The sequence below is a fragment of the Pseudomonas sp. GW821-FHT09C10 genome (assembly GCF_059418085.1).
This window is the reverse complement of sequence record NZ_JBWKPE010000010.1, coordinates 122,847-136,055: the sequence shown is the minus strand read 5'-3', so window position 1 is coordinate 136,055 and position 13,209 is coordinate 122,847. Positions and strand designations below refer to the sequence as shown.

Genomic DNA, 13,209 nt, shown 5'->3' with positions numbered 1-13,209 from the left:
CTTATTGGCCGGAAGCCTGGGCAACGGGTGTGGGGCTGTCATCGACCTCGACTTTTTCACCGGGGCGCGCGTGTTGCAGGCCTTCGACGACGATACGGTCGCCGGGCTTGAGGCCATGGCTGACCACCCAGCGGTCAGCGATCACCGCACCCAGTTCCACCGGCTGCTGGCTGACGGTCTGCTCGGCGTCGAGCAGCAGCACCATGGGGATGCCGGCGCTGTCGCGGGTGATGGCGCGTTGCGGCACGCTGATGCCCTGTTTGTCGACGGCCTGCTCCAGGCGGACCCGCACGAAGCTGCCAGGCAACAGGTCGAGGTCCGGGTTGGGGAACTCGCTGCGCAGGATGATCTGCCCGGTGCCCGGGTCGACGCTGATCTCGGCGAACAGCAACTTGCCCGGCAACGGGTAGAGGCTGCCATCGTCCTGGATCAACGTGGCCTTGGCCTGGTCCTGGCCGACCTGCTTCAAGCTGCCGGCGCGGAAGGCGCGGCGCAGGTCGTTGAGCTCGCGGGTGGACTGGGTGAGGTCGGCGTGGATCGGGTCCAGTTGCTGGATGATCGCCAGGGGCGTGGCCTCGTTCTGGCCCACCAGTGCCCCTTCGGTCACCAGGGCGCGGCCGATGCGCCCGGAAATCGGCGCGGTCACGGTGGCATAGCCCAGGTTCAACCTGGCGCGCTCAACGGCGGCCTTGTTGGCGGCGACTTCGGCGTTGGTCTGGCGCAGGTTGGCGCGGGCGTTGTCGTAGTCCTGGCCGCTGATGGCATTGCCTTCCACCAGTTGGCTGTAGCGCTGCTCCTGCAGGCGCGCCTGGAACGCATTGGCCTCGGCCTTGCTCAGGTTGGCCTGGGCGCTGTCCAGGTCAGCCTTGAACGGTGCCGGATCGATGCGAAACAACACGTCGCCCTGTTTGACGTCATGGCCTTCCTTGAACACCCGTTGCATCACCACCCCGGCCACCCGTGCGCGCACTTCGGCGATGCGTGGCGCGGCGATGCGTCCGCTCAATTCGCTGGTGATGGAGAGGGGCTTGGCCTCAAGGGTTTCGATACGCACTTTGGCCAGGGGCATTTGCGGCGCTTCGTCGGCCGATTGGTCACAGGCACTCAGGGCCAGCGTCAGGGCCAACAGGCAAAATGGCGCAAACAGATTCTTCGACATGCTCTTATCCCAATATTGACTGGCGCATCCTAAGGGCACCTGCGCCGTGGTGCTGTGAAGCTGTGTAGGTCGTCTGTGAAGAAATGTAAGGTGCGGCGCGCGGGGCGCCGAGGGCGTATATCCTTGCACAATCCTGCAACACACCAACAAACCGCATTATTTGGAAACACCATGCCCAACATCCTCCTGGTGGAAGACGACGCCGCACTCTCCGAGCTGATTGCCAGCTACCTGGAACGCAACGGCTACCACGTCAGTGTGCTCAGCCGTGGCGACCACGTCCGCGAGCGCGCGCGCCTCAACCCCCCGGACCTGGTGATCCTCGACCTGATGCTGCCCGGCCTTGACGGCCTGCAAGTGTGCCGCCTGCTGCGCGCCGATTCGGCGGGCCTGCCGATCCTGATGCTCACCGCCCGCGACGACAGCCACGACCAGGTGCTGGGCCTGGAAATGGGCGCCGACGATTACGTGACCAAACCCTGCGAGCCCCGTGTACTGCTGGCGCGGGTGCGCACCTTGCTGCGGCGCAGCAGTCTGTCCGAGCCCCAGGTGGCCAATGACCAGATCCTGATGGGCAACCTGTGCATCGACCTGTCGGAACGCACCGTGACCTGGCGCGAGCAGGCGGTGGAGTTGTCCAGCGGCGAATACAACCTGCTGGTGGTACTGGCCCGGCATGCCGGCGAGGTGCTCAGCCGCGACCAGATCCTGCAACGCCTGCGCGGTATCGAGTTCAACGGTACCGACCGCTCGGTGGACGTGGCCATTTCCAAGCTGCGGCGCAAGTTCGACGACCACGCCGGTGAAGCGCGCAAGATCAAGACCGTATGGGGCAAAGGCTACCTGTTCAGCCGTTCCGAGTGGGAATGCTGACCGATGTTTCGTGTACTGCTACGCCTTTACCTGATCACCATCATCACCTACAGCGCGGCGATCTTCCTGATTCCCAAGCTGGTGATCCAACTGTTCGAACACCGCTACCTGGACTACAACGTCGAGCAGTCCCGGGGCATGCAGAAGCTGATCGTCAAGCAGTACCTGCGTGCGCCGGTGGAGCGCTGGTCCCAGGTGACCGAGCAACTGGGACGTGACTTCGCCCCCCTCAAAGTGCAATTGCTGTTGCGCCAGGACGCCAGCTACAGTGCACAGGAAGCCAAACTGCTGGAGCAGGGTAAACCCGTGATTCACCTGGGGGAGTGGGGCTGGATGGAGGACATCAGCTCGCCGCTCAACGAGCAGTTCGTGGTCAAGCTCACCGTTCCCCCGGACCCGCTGGACATGAACCTGTTGTACTGGTCGATGAATGTGCTGATCGGTGCGGCGTTGCTGGCCTGTCTGCTGTTCTGGCTGCGCCCGCACTGGCGCGATCTCGAACGCCTGAAAAGCACCGCCACGCAACTGGGCAGGGGCAACCTGGCCGAGCGCACGCACATTCCGCCCAGCTCCAATATCGGCAGCCTGGCGGCGGTGTTCGACACCATGGCCGACGACATCGAACACCTGCTCAACCAACAGCGCGACCTGCTCAACGCGGTCTCCCACGAACTGCGTACGCCCCTTACGCGCCTGGATTTCGGCCTGGCCCTGGCGCTGTCGGAAGACTTGCCGGAGGCCAGTCGCGAGCGCTTGCATGGCCTGGTTGCGCATATTCGCGAGCTGGATGAATTGGTGCTGGAGTTGTTGTCCTACAGCCGTCTGCAAAACCCGGCGCAATTGCCGGAGCGTGTGGAGGTGGTGCTCGATGAGTTTATCGACAGCGTGCTGGGCAGTGTCGATGACGAACTGGAAAACCCCGAGATCGTCATCGATGTAGCACTCGACTGCGCTGTGGAACGCTTCAGCCTCGACCCGCGCCTCACCGCTCGTGCCCTGCAGAACCTGCTGCGCAATGCCACGCGTTACTGCGACAAGAGCATTCAGGTGGGCGTCAAGGTCTGCGCCAAAGGCTGTGAAATCTGGGTGGATGACGATGGCATCGGCATTCCGCTGGACCAGCGCGAGCGTATCTTCGAGCCTTTTTACCGCCTCGACCGCAGCCGCGACCGCGCCACCGGTGGCTTTGGCCTGGGGTTGGCTATCAGCCGGCGAGCCCTCGAGGCCCAAGGTGGCACCCTGACCGCACTGGCCTCGCCATTGGGCGGCGCACGGTTCCGGGTGTGGTTGCCCACGGCTGCCGATTAGAAAATCTCCCGGGGAAGGCGCACACTGTGCCCCCGCTTTACCCGAGGAGAGATTGGCAATGACTGGTGTTCACGCGTCTGCTCAACAAGGTTTCTCTACCCAGGCCGCCACCTACGCCCAGGGCCGGCCGAATTATCCCAGGCAACTCACGGGCTGGCTCACGGATGTTCTCGGCGTCGATGGGCACTCACGGGTGATCGACCTGGGCGCCGGCACCGGCAAGTTCACGCGCCTGCTCAGCACCCTGGCACCCGCGTTGATCGCCGTCGAACCGGTGCAGGCCATGGGTGCGCAGTTGACCCGGCTGTTGCCGGACGTGCGCCTGGTCAACGGCACCGCCGAAGCCATCCCCCTGGAAACCGCCAGCGCCGACGCGGTGGTCTGCGCGCAAGCCTTTCACTGGTTCTCCACCCAGGCCGCGCTGGCGGAAATCCACCGCGTGCTCAAGCCCGAAGGGCGCCTCGGGCTGGTGTGGAATGTGCGCGATGAGTCGGTGGACTGGGTGGCGGCGATCACTGCGATCATTACGCCCTATGAGGGTGACACCCCGCGTTTTCACTCCGGACGCTGGCGTGAAGCCTTCGACGGCAAGTACTTTTCCGACCCCGAAATGACCTGTTTCCCCTATAGCCACGTCGGCAGCCCCCAGGAAGTGATCATGGATCGTTTCCTCTCCGTGAGCTTTATTGCTGCGTTGCCCGAGGCTGAAAAAGCCCTTGTGAGCGAGCAGTTGCGTGGCTTGATCGCCAGCCATCCGGCCCTGAAGGGCCGCGACACGGTGGCGTTTCCTTATCAGACCCAGGCGTATGTCTGCCGTCGACTGCCATAAAAGGCATAAAGTCAGATCATATTGATATAAGTCGTTATAAGAAAAATCGCTATCCTGCGGCCAGAAATTTATAAGGCCGCGGGTAGCGTTGATGGAAGTGGGTAACTTTGGTTTTGTAATTGCGGGCCTGATCGTTGGTTTTATCGTCGGCATGACCGGTGTAGGCGGGGGCTCGCTGATGACCCCAATCCTGTTGTGGTTCGGCATCAACCCGGCCACGGCCGTAGGCACTGACCTGCTGTACGCGGCCATCACCAAATCCGGTGGCGTGCTGGTCCACAGTAAGAACAAGAACATCGACTGGACCATCACCGGCTGGCTCACCCTGGGCAGCGTGCCTGCGGTGTTGCTGACCCTGTGGTTCCTCGCCAGCCTGCACACCGACCCCAGCGCCATGAACGCAGTGATCAAGCAGGCCCTCGGCGTGGTGCTGCTGCTCACCGCCCTGGCGATCCTGTTCAAGCAACGCCTGCTGGCGTTCGCCCAGCGCCATGCGGGCGATCACTACCATATGAACCCGCGCAACCTGAATGCCCTGACCGTGGTGACCGGGGCGGTGCTGGGGACCATGGTAGCGCTCACCTCCATCGGCGCCGGCGCCCTTGGCACGGTCGCGTTGTTTATCCTCTATCCGTTCCTGGCCACGCGCCGCCTGGTCGGCACCGAGATCGCCCACGCCGTGCCCCTGACCCTGGTGGCGGGCCTGGGCCATGCCGGCATGGGCAATATGGACTGGCACCTGCTGGGCTTTCTGTTGATGGGGTCGCTGCCGGGCATTTACTTCGGCAGCCACATGACCGGCAAGGTCCCGGACGGCGTACTGCGCCCGTGCCTGGCGATCATGTTGATGACCATCGGCTACAAATTGGCCTTTTGAGGCGTACACAGGATTCAAATACACAGGGGCCAAATGTGGGAGGGGGCAAGCCCTAATGCCAGTCAGTTAAGGAGGAACACTGTAACTGTGGTGAGCGGGCTTGCCCCGCGTTGGGCTGCGCAGCAGCCCCAATAAGAGCGCTGCTGTGTGCCAGGCAGGTCAGGGGCTGAGTTTTGGGGCTGCTGCGCAGCCCAACGCGGGCGGTGCGACGATTCGGCAAGCCCGCTCACCACTGGTTACTGTTTGCCCGTTCTATCTCTTAACTGATCGGCATAGCCCCCCTCCCACAGTTTTGACCCCGCCCAGCCTCAGGCTTTCGCCGGGCCATTGCCGATCTGCCACACAAACGGCGGCTCGGTGCCATTGATCACCCAGTCCCCCACGATCCTCGCCTTGTAGATCACCGGGTTGTGCGACGACACCGTCCGCGCATTGCGCCAATGGCGATCGAGGGACTTGCCCTGGCGCACATCCGACGCCCCCAGGGCGTTGAACAACTCACTGGTGGCGCGCTGGATCAGCTCCGACACCACCACTTGCGCGGTGGCTGACTCGATTTCGGCCGCGACGTTGGCTTCGCGCTCGGCGACTTCATCCCCACCGAACCGCGCCAGGTACGCCCGTTGTGCTGGCACCGCAGCCTTCAACGCGCTGGCTTCGGCGGCGTAGACCAACGCGGCGACTTCGCCCACCACCTGCTGGATCTGGGCATCCTGGCTGACGTGCTGGGCATTGCCATGGCTGTAGATGCGCTTGCGGCTGCGCACCTGGTGGGCCACATCGCGCAACGCGGCACGGCCGATACCGGCGAGGCTGGCCAGCAGGACAAGTTGGTAGAACGCGGTCTGGTATTTGAAGCGGGTCGCAAAGTCGATGACGTTTTCCGCCTCCACCACCGCATCGGTAAAGCGCGAGGTGCCGCTGCCGGTGGTGCGCTGGCCAAAGCCATCCCAGTCATCGCTGTGTTCCACGCCGGGCTGGCGTGCGCGGGTGGCGGCGATCACATCGCCGCCGGTGTCGCTGCGCTGGGCGTACACGTCGATCCAGTCGGAGAAAATACTGCCGGTGCTGTAGAACTTTTCACCGTTGAGTTTCCACCGATCGCCGTCCGGGCTGACCTTGGTGACAACGTCGCCGATGGCCACGGTGCCGATTTCGGTCCAGGCGCAGCCGACGATGTCGCCGTCGACAAAGCGTTTGAACCACAGGTCGCGGCCGGCACTGGGCGGCGCATTCAGGCGGTCTTCGGCAAAGGCGAAATGCCCGCGCAGGGCCTGGGGCACGTTGGAGTCGGCCTCGGCCAGTTCGATCAGCAGTTCGAACAACTGCGGCAGCGACGCACCGCCACCGCCATATTCCACCGGCACCCGCACCGCGCCGAAGCCGGCCTCCTTGAGCCACTGGATCGGCTCGTGGGGCAGGGCGCGGGTTTGTTCGCGTTCCACCGCGCCAGCGGCGATGCGCTGGAAAATCGGACGAAAGCGTGCCGCCAGCGTGGGGTAGTCGACGCCGACAGACAGCGGGTTGATAACGTGGTGTTCGGTCATGAGCAAGGCTCCGGGCAGTGATCGGTGCCGGGAGTGATTGCACAGTCCGTGCCGGGTCCCAGGGCCAATGTTTACGGGGGATGCATGCGGTTTACTGTTGCCCTGGCAACAGCAAATCGACAAAGCGTTGCAATCCCTGACATTGGCATTCCAAGCTTCCCAGCCCCGAATTCGTGTCGCAACCCTTGTGGCATGGGCGTTTGCCCGCGCCTGGCACGCTTGCTGCTCCATACCTCGGTACATTCCTTTATGCGAGGTACCGTTCGATGAGTCAGCAAGCCGTGAAATTTGCCTATTGGGTGCCCAACGTCAGCGGTGGGCTGGTGGTCAGCAAGATCGAACAACGCACCCACTGGGGCATCGACTACAACCGCAAACTGGCGCAATTGGCCGAGGACGCCGGCTTCGAATACGGCCTGACCCAGATCCGCTTCACCGCCGGCTACGGCGCCGAGAACCAGCATGAGTCCGTGGCGTTCAGCCATGCCTTGCTGGCCGCGACCACCAAGCTCAAGGTTATCGCCGCGATCCTGCCCGGCCCGTGGCAACCGGCGCTGGCGGCCAAGCAACTGGCGACCATCGACCAGCTGACCAATGGCCGCATTGCGGTGAACATCGTCAGTGGCTGGTTCAAGGGCGAGTTCCAGGCCATCGGCGAACACTGGCTGGAGCACGACGAGCGCTATCGCCGTTCCGAAGAATTCATCCGCGCCCTCAAAGGCATCTGGACCCAGGACGACTTTACCTTCAAGGGTGACTTCTACCGCTTCAACAACTACACCCTCAAACCCAAGCCCCTGGGCCAGCCGGAAGTGTTCCAGGGCGGCAGCTCGCGGGCCGCGCGGGACATGGCGGCGCGTGTGTCGGACTGGTATTTCACCAACGGCAACACCCCGGAAGGCATCAAGGCCCAGGTCGATGACATTCGCGCCAAGGCCGCCGCGAACAACCATTCGGTCAAGGTCGGTGTGAATGCGTTCATCATCGCCCGCGACACCGAGGAAGAAGCCCGCGCCGTGCTCGCGGAGATCATCGACAAGGCCGACCCGGAAGCCGTGAATGCCTTTGGCGATGCGGCCAAGCAGGCCGGCAAGGCATCACCCGAAGGCGAGGGCAACTGGGCCAAGTCCAGCTTTGAAGACCTGGTGCAGTACAACGATGGCTTCAAGACCAACCTGATCGGCACCCCGCAGCAGATTGCCGAGCGCATCGTCGCGCTCAAGGCAGTGGGGGTGGACCTGGTGCTGGCGGGCTTCCTGCACTTCCAGGAAGAAGTGGAGTACTTCGGCAAACGTGTATTGCCGCTGGTGCGCGAGCTGGAAGCCAAGGCCGGGATCAAGCAGGTGGCCTGATCAAGGTTTTTTCCAGGCGCAGGGCAGAGGTGTGGTCTGCGTAGTAGTCGTTGACCACGGCGAAGCGCCGGTAGCCATTGCGCTCATACAGCGCCAAGGCACCGGGGTTGTCGGTGCGCACCTCCAGGCGCAGGTGCGCGCACCCGTGCGTCACCGCGCAGGCCTCGACATGGCTGAGCAACTGCTTGCCCAGCCCGAGGCCGCGTGCGTGCTCGGCAATGGCGATGGAATACAGGCGCGCGAACGCGCTGCCACGACGAAACAGTACCAGCGCATAACCGAGCAACTGCCCATCCTGTTCCGCCACCCGCAACTGGCCGTGGGCGCGGCTGATCATCCAGTGAAAACTGCGCGATGAGAGTCGGTCGCTGCTGAAACACTGGTGTTCCAATGCGACTAATGCCGGTATATCACCGGGTAATGCAACGCGAGAGAAAAGAGCCATATAACCGCCGTAAAAGTTGCGTAACGAAACGGGACTTCTCTAAAAGATCGTGCTTAATAGAAAAGGTCGAGTTCTCTAAAGCGGATCAAATATTATGTCGGCGGTACAAGGTCATTGGCGTGAAGTATCCGAGCAAATCGTCGCGGCGACAATAACATCGAAGGGCTTTTTTTCGGCGCCGCCTCGAAGTAACAGTCAAGTGGTGATCATTGTTGAACGCAAGGAAGATTGGGCCTCCTACTTTCCCAGCGAAGACATCGTCACCGCCCAGGAGTACCTGGAGCAAACCCGGCAGAACGAGTCAGGCAAGCGGGTGCAGGTGATCAACCTGTGCCGCAGCTACAAGTACCTGGGGCACGGCTACTACTGCTCGTTGCTGGCCGAAGCGCGCGGACACAAGGTGATTCCTTCGGTGCGCACCATCAGTGAGCTGACTAAAAAGTCGCTGTACGGCCTGGCGCTGGATGACTTGGATAAAACCCTTGATAAAGCCTTGAATCATCACCTCTACAGTAATACCGAAGGGTTTACCCTGACACTCTACTTCGGCAGGACCACTATAGAACCGTTGCAGGAATTGGCCCGCCAGTTGTTTGAAACATTCCCATGTCCGATCTTGTTAGTTGAGTTCAGAAAACATAACGGTTGGCATATCGTAGGGGTCAAGTCCGGCGTATTGCACAAGTTACGCGACGACCAGGAAGATCAATTCGCCCACGCCCTCGATAACTTCAGCCGCAGGATCTGGCGCCAACCCCGTTCACGGCGCCTGGCCCGTTATGACCTGGCGATCCTCCATGATCCCCAGGAGCAATTGCCGCCGTCCAATGCCAAGGCTTTGGATAACTTCATCCGCGTCGGCAAGGGCCTGGGCATCGATGTGGAACTGATCGAGCGCAAGGACTACGCGCGCCTGGCCGAATACGACGCCTTGCTGATCCGCGAGACCACCAGTGTCGACAACCATACCTACCGCTTCGCGAAGAAAGCCGAAAGCGAAGGCCTGGTGGTGATGGACGACCCGGCGTCGATCCTGCGTTGTACCAACAAGGTCTACCTTACCGACCTGCTCAACAGCCATCAGTTAGGTATGCCTGCCACCGAGATTCTCTACAAGGAACGACCGCAGGACTTCGAACGGGTCGGCGAGCGCCTCGGGTTTCCGCTGGTGTTGAAGATTCCCGATGGATGCTTCTCCCGTGGCGTGATCAAGGTCGAGAGCCAGGCAGCCTTGCTCAAGGCCACCGCCGAGTTGTTCGAGCATTCGGTGCTGCTGCTGGCCCAGGAATTCTTCTACACCGAGTACGACTGGCGCATCGGCGTACTCAACCGCAAACCGATCTTTGCCTGCCAGTACTTCATGTCCAAGGGCCATTGGCAGATCTATAACCACAAGGCCATCGGCCAGGCCATCAACGGCGAATGCCGCACCCTGGCCGTCCATGAAGCGCCCAGGGCGGTGGTGGAACTGGCGGTGAAGACCGCCAACCTGATCGGCGACGGCCTCTACGGTGTGGACCTCAAGCAGTCCGGCGACAAGGTGGTGGTGATCGAGGTCAACGACAACCCCAACCTCGATGCCGGCATCGAAGATGCCTACTTGCAGGACGACCTGTACAGCCTGGTGCTGGAAGAGTTCGTGCGACGCCTGGAGTTGAAACGCCAGGGCCAGGTCTGGTGAGGTTCAAGGCAGTATCTACGGCGGTGGGTGAATCAAGGGCGGGTTTGCAAGGTCAGCACTTCAAAGCCATCCGCCGTCACCGCCACGGTATGTTCCCACTGCGCCGACAGGCTGTTGTCCTTGGTCACCACCGTCCAGCCATCTTTCAGGCTGCGCACCTTGGCGCCGCCCTGGTTGAGCATCGGTTCGATGGTGAACACCATCCCTTCACGCAGTTCCAGCCCGGTGCCAGGGCGGCCGAAGTGGAGGACCTGCGGTTCTTCATGCATCTGCTTGCCGATGCCGTGGCCGCAGTATTCACGCACCACGCTGTAGCCATTGGCCTGTGCATGGCTCTGGATCGCATGGCCGATATCACCCAGGCGCGCGCCGGGCTTGACCTGGCGGATCCCGGCCCACATCGCCTCGAAGGTCATGTTCACCAGGCACCGCGCCTTGGGCGCGACGGTGCCGATCATGTACATCTTGCTGGAGTCGGCGATAAAACCGCCTTTCTCCAGGGTGATGTCGATGTTGACGATGTCGCCGTCCTTGAGGATTTCCTTGGCGCTGGGCATGCCATGGCACACCACCTCGTTGATCGAGGTGTTGATGGAGAAGGGGTAGTCGTATTGCCCGAGGCTGGCGGGGCGGGCTTTCAATTCGTTGCGGATAAAGGCTTCGACGGCGCTGTCCAGTTCCAGGGTGGAACGGCCGGCGGCGACAAACCCGTCGAGCATGTCGAACACTTGGGCCAGCAGGCGTCCGGACTCGCGCATTACAGCCAGTTGGGCGGCGGTCTTGATCATCAGCTACGCCCCCGGATCAGGTCGGGCTTGTCCAGCAGCAGTTTGTTGATCAAGTCGTGGTAGGGCAGGCTGGGGTTGAGTTCGGCGAGCAGGCCGACCTTGATCCAGAACTCGGCCTGGGCGTTGATGGAACGGTCCATGGCCGCACTGGCCAGGCGCAGTTGTTCGTGCAGTTGGTCGCTGATCTTGACGATGCCCATGAGGTTCACTGTAGTGGCTGGATATACGAATCGTATATGTTTCGTATGTCGTCAGTAAACATGATGTTGACTTGATCCGGATGGCCGGTTAATTTCCAGGCATGACCTACCCAGCCTTCTGCAGCCAGCCAAGCATTATTACCGCCATTCCTCATTTGGCGGGATAGCACACGGCTGCACCCCAACCCGCCTTAGAGGCGGGTTTTGTTTGTTCCGTCTCCAGGGCCTTTAAAACCAGGAGACACCCCATGAGCACGTGCCCCGCCCCGCCGACCGCTGATACGGCATTGCTTGAACACTATGTGAAAAAGATCCTTGCCGCGCCGGTCTATGACCTCGCGGTGCGTACGCCCCTGCAAGCCGCACCGGCACTCTCGGCAATGCTCGGCAACCAGGTGCTGCTCAAGCGTGAAGACCTGCAACCGACCTTTTCCTTCAAGATTCGCGGCGCTTACAACAAGCTGGTGCAGCTTACCGGCGCGCAGAAAGCGCGCGGTGTGGTGACGGCGTCGGCGGGTAACCATGCGCAAGGCGTGGCGCTGGCGGCGAAGACGCTGGGGCTCCAGGCGCGGATCGTGATGCCGTGCAGTACGCCGGAATTGAAGGTGCTGGGCGTGCGCTCCCGGGGCGCCGAAGCGGTGCTGCACGGCGAAAGCTTTCCGTTTGCCCTGGCCCATGCGTTGCAGCTGGCCGAGATGTCCGGCTGCACCTTCGTTTCGCCCTTCGATGACCCGGAGGTGATCGCCGGCCAGGGCACGGTGGCCATGGAAATCCTGCGCCAGCAACAAGGTCCGTTGGACGCGATCTTCGTGCCCGTGGGCGGCGGTGGCCTGATCGCCGGCATTGCGGCCTACGTCAAATACCTGCGGCCCGAGGTGCGCATCATCGGGGTCGAACCCGAAGGCTCCAGTTGCCTGCTCGCCGCACTGCGGGCCGGGGAGCGGGTGGTGTTGCCGAGTGTCGACGGGTTCGCCGATGGCGCCGCGGTCGCGCAGATCGGCGCCTATGGCTTTGAGATCTGTCGCGACTGGGTCGACGAAGTGATCACCGTCAGCAATGACGAACTGTGCAGCGCAATGAAGTTGATCTATGACGATACGCGTTCCATCACCGAGCCCTCCGGTGCGCTGGCGGTGGCGGGGGTTCGCAAGTACGTGGCCAGTCGTGGGGTGAGCGGGCAGACCTTGGTCGCGGTTAATTCAGGCGCAAATATCAACTTTGATAGTTTGCGATATGTTGCTGAAAGAGTAGCGGCACAGGCTGCGGTTTAATTCGAAGCGTGGGGTTAAACGATTAATCGAAGCGGTTCGACGATAATTTAATCGGCACAATCTAAGCTATATAAATTCCTACATTGCTTATGAAGAAAAGTTACAACAAAAACGGAATTTGCCGAGTAGGCTGGTAAAGGTAAGCGTCTTCCAGGGCTGGCGAGACGTGGCAGGCACGCGCCTGCAGACTTATAACAATCGATTGGCAAGTCTCAAAAAAGGAGAGGTTGGCCATGCTTTCGGAATTAGAACTTCGCAGCATTATTGAAGGAAGTTTCCTGCCTAAACGGTGCGAATGCACCAAAGCCGAAGATGCTTCGCTGACGATCAAGGTCTACGACGACCGCGACCGTGACCGGGTGGATTTGGAAGTCAAAGGTATAAACGCTGACAAACTCGACAGCAGTCGAGCTATTTGCAACCTCATTACCGGGTTGCGTGAAGACCTCAAGCACAGCCATGCACCTGTCCAGCAGCGGGCTGGAGGGCGCGGTTACTACTGATCGTTGGTCATGAACGGTGGGCCTGGTAAATGCCAGGCCCAATGCTGTTTATATTTGCCCATCAATTCTGGAAGTCGCAGGCTTCGGACATTTTCCGGTAGCTCACGTCTTCCACTTTGCCCGCCTTGTCCAGGAACTTGATATCCGCCTTGATGACTTTGCAGTCGTTGGTCGGGGTTTCGTTCATGGCCAGGACCTTGGCAATGTTCATCGGCATGCCGTAATGGTAAGGCACGGGTTTGACCGCCTGGGTTTGATCGTCAGCCTGGGCCAGGCCCGACACTGCCGCCAGCGCCAGGGCGCCGCCGAGCATTAAGGTGTGCAGTTTCATGGTGGTGCTCCGCAAGTGAGTGGAATTTCACTCTCGACTTGCGGG

General features: G+C 61.4%; 13 protein-coding genes and 1 pseudogene. 8 read left to right on the top strand and 6 right to left on the bottom strand.

The genetic code is table 11. The features are described 5' to 3' along the window. Position 1: 1 nt before the first annotated feature. Positions 2-1,159 (bottom strand): efflux RND transporter periplasmic adaptor subunit, encoded by a 1,158-nt coding sequence (locus AC07OT_RS19600; RefSeq protein ID WP_115486208.1) that lies wholly within the window; start codon positions 1,157-1,159, stop codon positions 2-4. Positions 1,160-1,330: 171 nt separating this feature from the next. Between AC07OT_RS19600 and AC07OT_RS19595 the strand changes: the two genes are divergently transcribed. The 4 genes from AC07OT_RS19595 to AC07OT_RS19580 all read left to right on the top strand — a co-directional run bounded on the left by AC07OT_RS19595 (position 1,331) and on the right by AC07OT_RS19580 (position 5,046). Then, positions 1,331-2,032 carry a response regulator gene (locus tag AC07OT_RS19595; RefSeq protein WP_065906561.1) on the top strand — a complete coding sequence of 234 codons (702 nt, stop codon included), beginning with the start codon at positions 1,331-1,333 and terminating at the stop codon, positions 2,030-2,032. A gap of 3 nt (positions 2,033-2,035) precedes the next feature. Next, positions 2,036-3,340, top strand: coding sequence for an ATP-binding protein (locus tag AC07OT_RS19590; protein ID WP_495108829.1), 1,305 nt, complete (start codon positions 2,036-2,038; stop codon positions 3,338-3,340). Between the two features lie 58 nt (positions 3,341-3,398). Continuing rightward, on the top strand, positions 3,399-4,169 hold the full coding sequence (locus AC07OT_RS19585; RefSeq protein ID WP_495108828.1) for a class I SAM-dependent methyltransferase: 771 nt from the start codon (positions 3,399-3,401) through the stop codon (positions 4,167-4,169). A 91-nt stretch (positions 4,170-4,260) separates the two neighbouring features. Continuing rightward, positions 4,261-5,046, top strand: a complete 786-nt coding sequence (locus tag AC07OT_RS19580) for a sulfite exporter TauE/SafE family protein (protein ID WP_027606416.1) — start codon at positions 4,261-4,263, stop codon at positions 5,044-5,046. 308 nt (positions 5,047-5,354) lie between these two features. On the opposite strand, the gene AC07OT_RS19575 is transcribed toward AC07OT_RS19580, so the two are convergent. Continuing rightward, a complete protein-coding gene (locus AC07OT_RS19575) occupies positions 5,355-6,593 on the bottom strand; it encodes an acyl-CoA dehydrogenase family protein (protein WP_065941259.1) in 1,239 nt (412 codons plus the stop codon). Positions 6,594-6,859: 266 nt separating this feature from the next. Between AC07OT_RS19575 and sfnG the strand changes: the two genes are divergently transcribed. After that, complete coding sequence (sfnG, locus tag AC07OT_RS19570; RefSeq protein ID WP_495108827.1) at positions 6,860-7,945, top strand: dimethylsulfone monooxygenase SfnG; 1,086 nt, start codon at positions 6,860-6,862, stop codon at positions 7,943-7,945. Here the strand turns inward: sfnG and AC07OT_RS19565 are convergent. Then, positions 7,941-8,390: pseudogene (locus tag AC07OT_RS19565) on the bottom strand (GNAT family N-acetyltransferase); the annotation flags it as partial. The gene sfnG and the pseudogene AC07OT_RS19565 sit on opposite strands and share 5 nt — an antisense overlap. Positions 8,391-8,484: 94 nt before the next feature. Between AC07OT_RS19565 and AC07OT_RS19560 the strand changes: the two are divergent. Next, the gene (locus AC07OT_RS19560) at positions 8,485-10,071 is read left to right on the top strand and encodes a RimK family ATP-grasp domain-containing protein (protein WP_495108826.1); all 1,587 of its coding nucleotides are present in this window, start codon (positions 8,485-8,487) and stop codon (positions 10,069-10,071) included. Positions 10,072-10,103: 32 nt separating this feature from the next. Here the strand turns inward: AC07OT_RS19560 and map are convergent, their stop codons facing one another. Together map and AC07OT_RS19550 are read right to left on the bottom strand one after the other, a co-directional pair. After that, positions 10,104-10,859 (bottom strand): type I methionyl aminopeptidase, encoded by a 756-nt coding sequence (gene map, locus AC07OT_RS19555; protein ID WP_495108825.1) that lies wholly within the window; start codon positions 10,857-10,859, stop codon positions 10,104-10,106. Next, on the bottom strand, positions 10,859-11,059 hold the full coding sequence (locus AC07OT_RS19550; protein WP_495108824.1) for a ParD-like family protein: 201 nt from the start codon (positions 11,057-11,059) through the stop codon (positions 10,859-10,861). The genes map and AC07OT_RS19550 overlap by 1 nt, the downstream gene beginning before the upstream one ends. 248 nt (positions 11,060-11,307) lie before the next feature. On the opposite strand from AC07OT_RS19550, the gene ilvA reads away from it, so the two are divergent. Both ilvA and AC07OT_RS19540 read left to right on the top strand, forming a co-directional pair. After that, positions 11,308-12,330, top strand: coding sequence for a threonine ammonia-lyase, biosynthetic (gene ilvA, locus AC07OT_RS19545; protein ID WP_495108823.1), 1,023 nt, complete (start codon positions 11,308-11,310; stop codon positions 12,328-12,330). A 233-nt stretch (positions 12,331-12,563) separates the two neighbouring features. Further along, complete coding sequence (locus AC07OT_RS19540; RefSeq protein WP_027606409.1) at positions 12,564-12,833, top strand: DUF1652 domain-containing protein; 270 nt, start codon at positions 12,564-12,566, stop codon at positions 12,831-12,833. Positions 12,834-12,894: 61 nt separating this feature from the next. Here the strand turns inward: AC07OT_RS19540 and AC07OT_RS19535 are convergent, their stop codons facing one another. Further along, positions 12,895-13,164: a DUF2790 domain-containing protein gene (locus AC07OT_RS19535; RefSeq protein ID WP_495108822.1), complete on the bottom strand. Its 270-nt coding sequence runs from the start codon at positions 13,162-13,164 to the stop codon at positions 12,895-12,897. Positions 13,165-13,209: the final 45 nt, after the last annotated feature.

Coding starts and splice junctions, on each gene's coding strand:
- AC07OT_RS19600 (WP_115486208.1), bottom strand. CDS start 1,159: ATGTCGAAGAATCTGTTTGCGCCATTTTGCCTGTTGGCCCTGACGCTG.
- AC07OT_RS19560 (WP_495108826.1), top strand. CDS start 8,485: ATGTCGGCGGTACAAGGTCATTGGCGTGAAGTATCCGAGCAAATCGTC.
- AC07OT_RS19540 (WP_027606409.1), top strand. CDS start 12,564: ATGCTTTCGGAATTAGAACTTCGCAGCATTATTGAAGGAAGTTTCCTG.
- AC07OT_RS19595 (WP_065906561.1), top strand. CDS start 1,331: ATGCCCAACATCCTCCTGGTGGAAGACGACGCCGCACTCTCCGAGCTG.
- sfnG (WP_495108827.1), top strand. CDS start 6,860: ATGAGTCAGCAAGCCGTGAAATTTGCCTATTGGGTGCCCAACGTCAGC.
- AC07OT_RS19580 (WP_027606416.1), top strand. CDS start 4,261: ATGGAAGTGGGTAACTTTGGTTTTGTAATTGCGGGCCTGATCGTTGGT.
- AC07OT_RS19590 (WP_495108829.1), top strand. CDS start 2,036: ATGTTTCGTGTACTGCTACGCCTTTACCTGATCACCATCATCACCTAC.
- ilvA (WP_495108823.1), top strand. CDS start 11,308: ATGAGCACGTGCCCCGCCCCGCCGACCGCTGATACGGCATTGCTTGAA.
- AC07OT_RS19550 (WP_495108824.1), bottom strand. CDS start 11,059: ATGGGCATCGTCAAGATCAGCGACCAACTGCACGAACAACTGCGCCTG.
- AC07OT_RS19535 (WP_495108822.1), bottom strand. CDS start 13,164: ATGAAACTGCACACCTTAATGCTCGGCGGCGCCCTGGCGCTGGCGGCA.
- AC07OT_RS19585 (WP_495108828.1), top strand. CDS start 3,399: ATGACTGGTGTTCACGCGTCTGCTCAACAAGGTTTCTCTACCCAGGCC.
- AC07OT_RS19575 (WP_065941259.1), bottom strand. CDS start 6,593: ATGACCGAACACCACGTTATCAACCCGCTGTCTGTCGGCGTCGACTAC.
- map (WP_495108825.1), bottom strand. CDS start 10,859: ATGATCAAGACCGCCGCCCAACTGGCTGTAATGCGCGAGTCCGGACGC.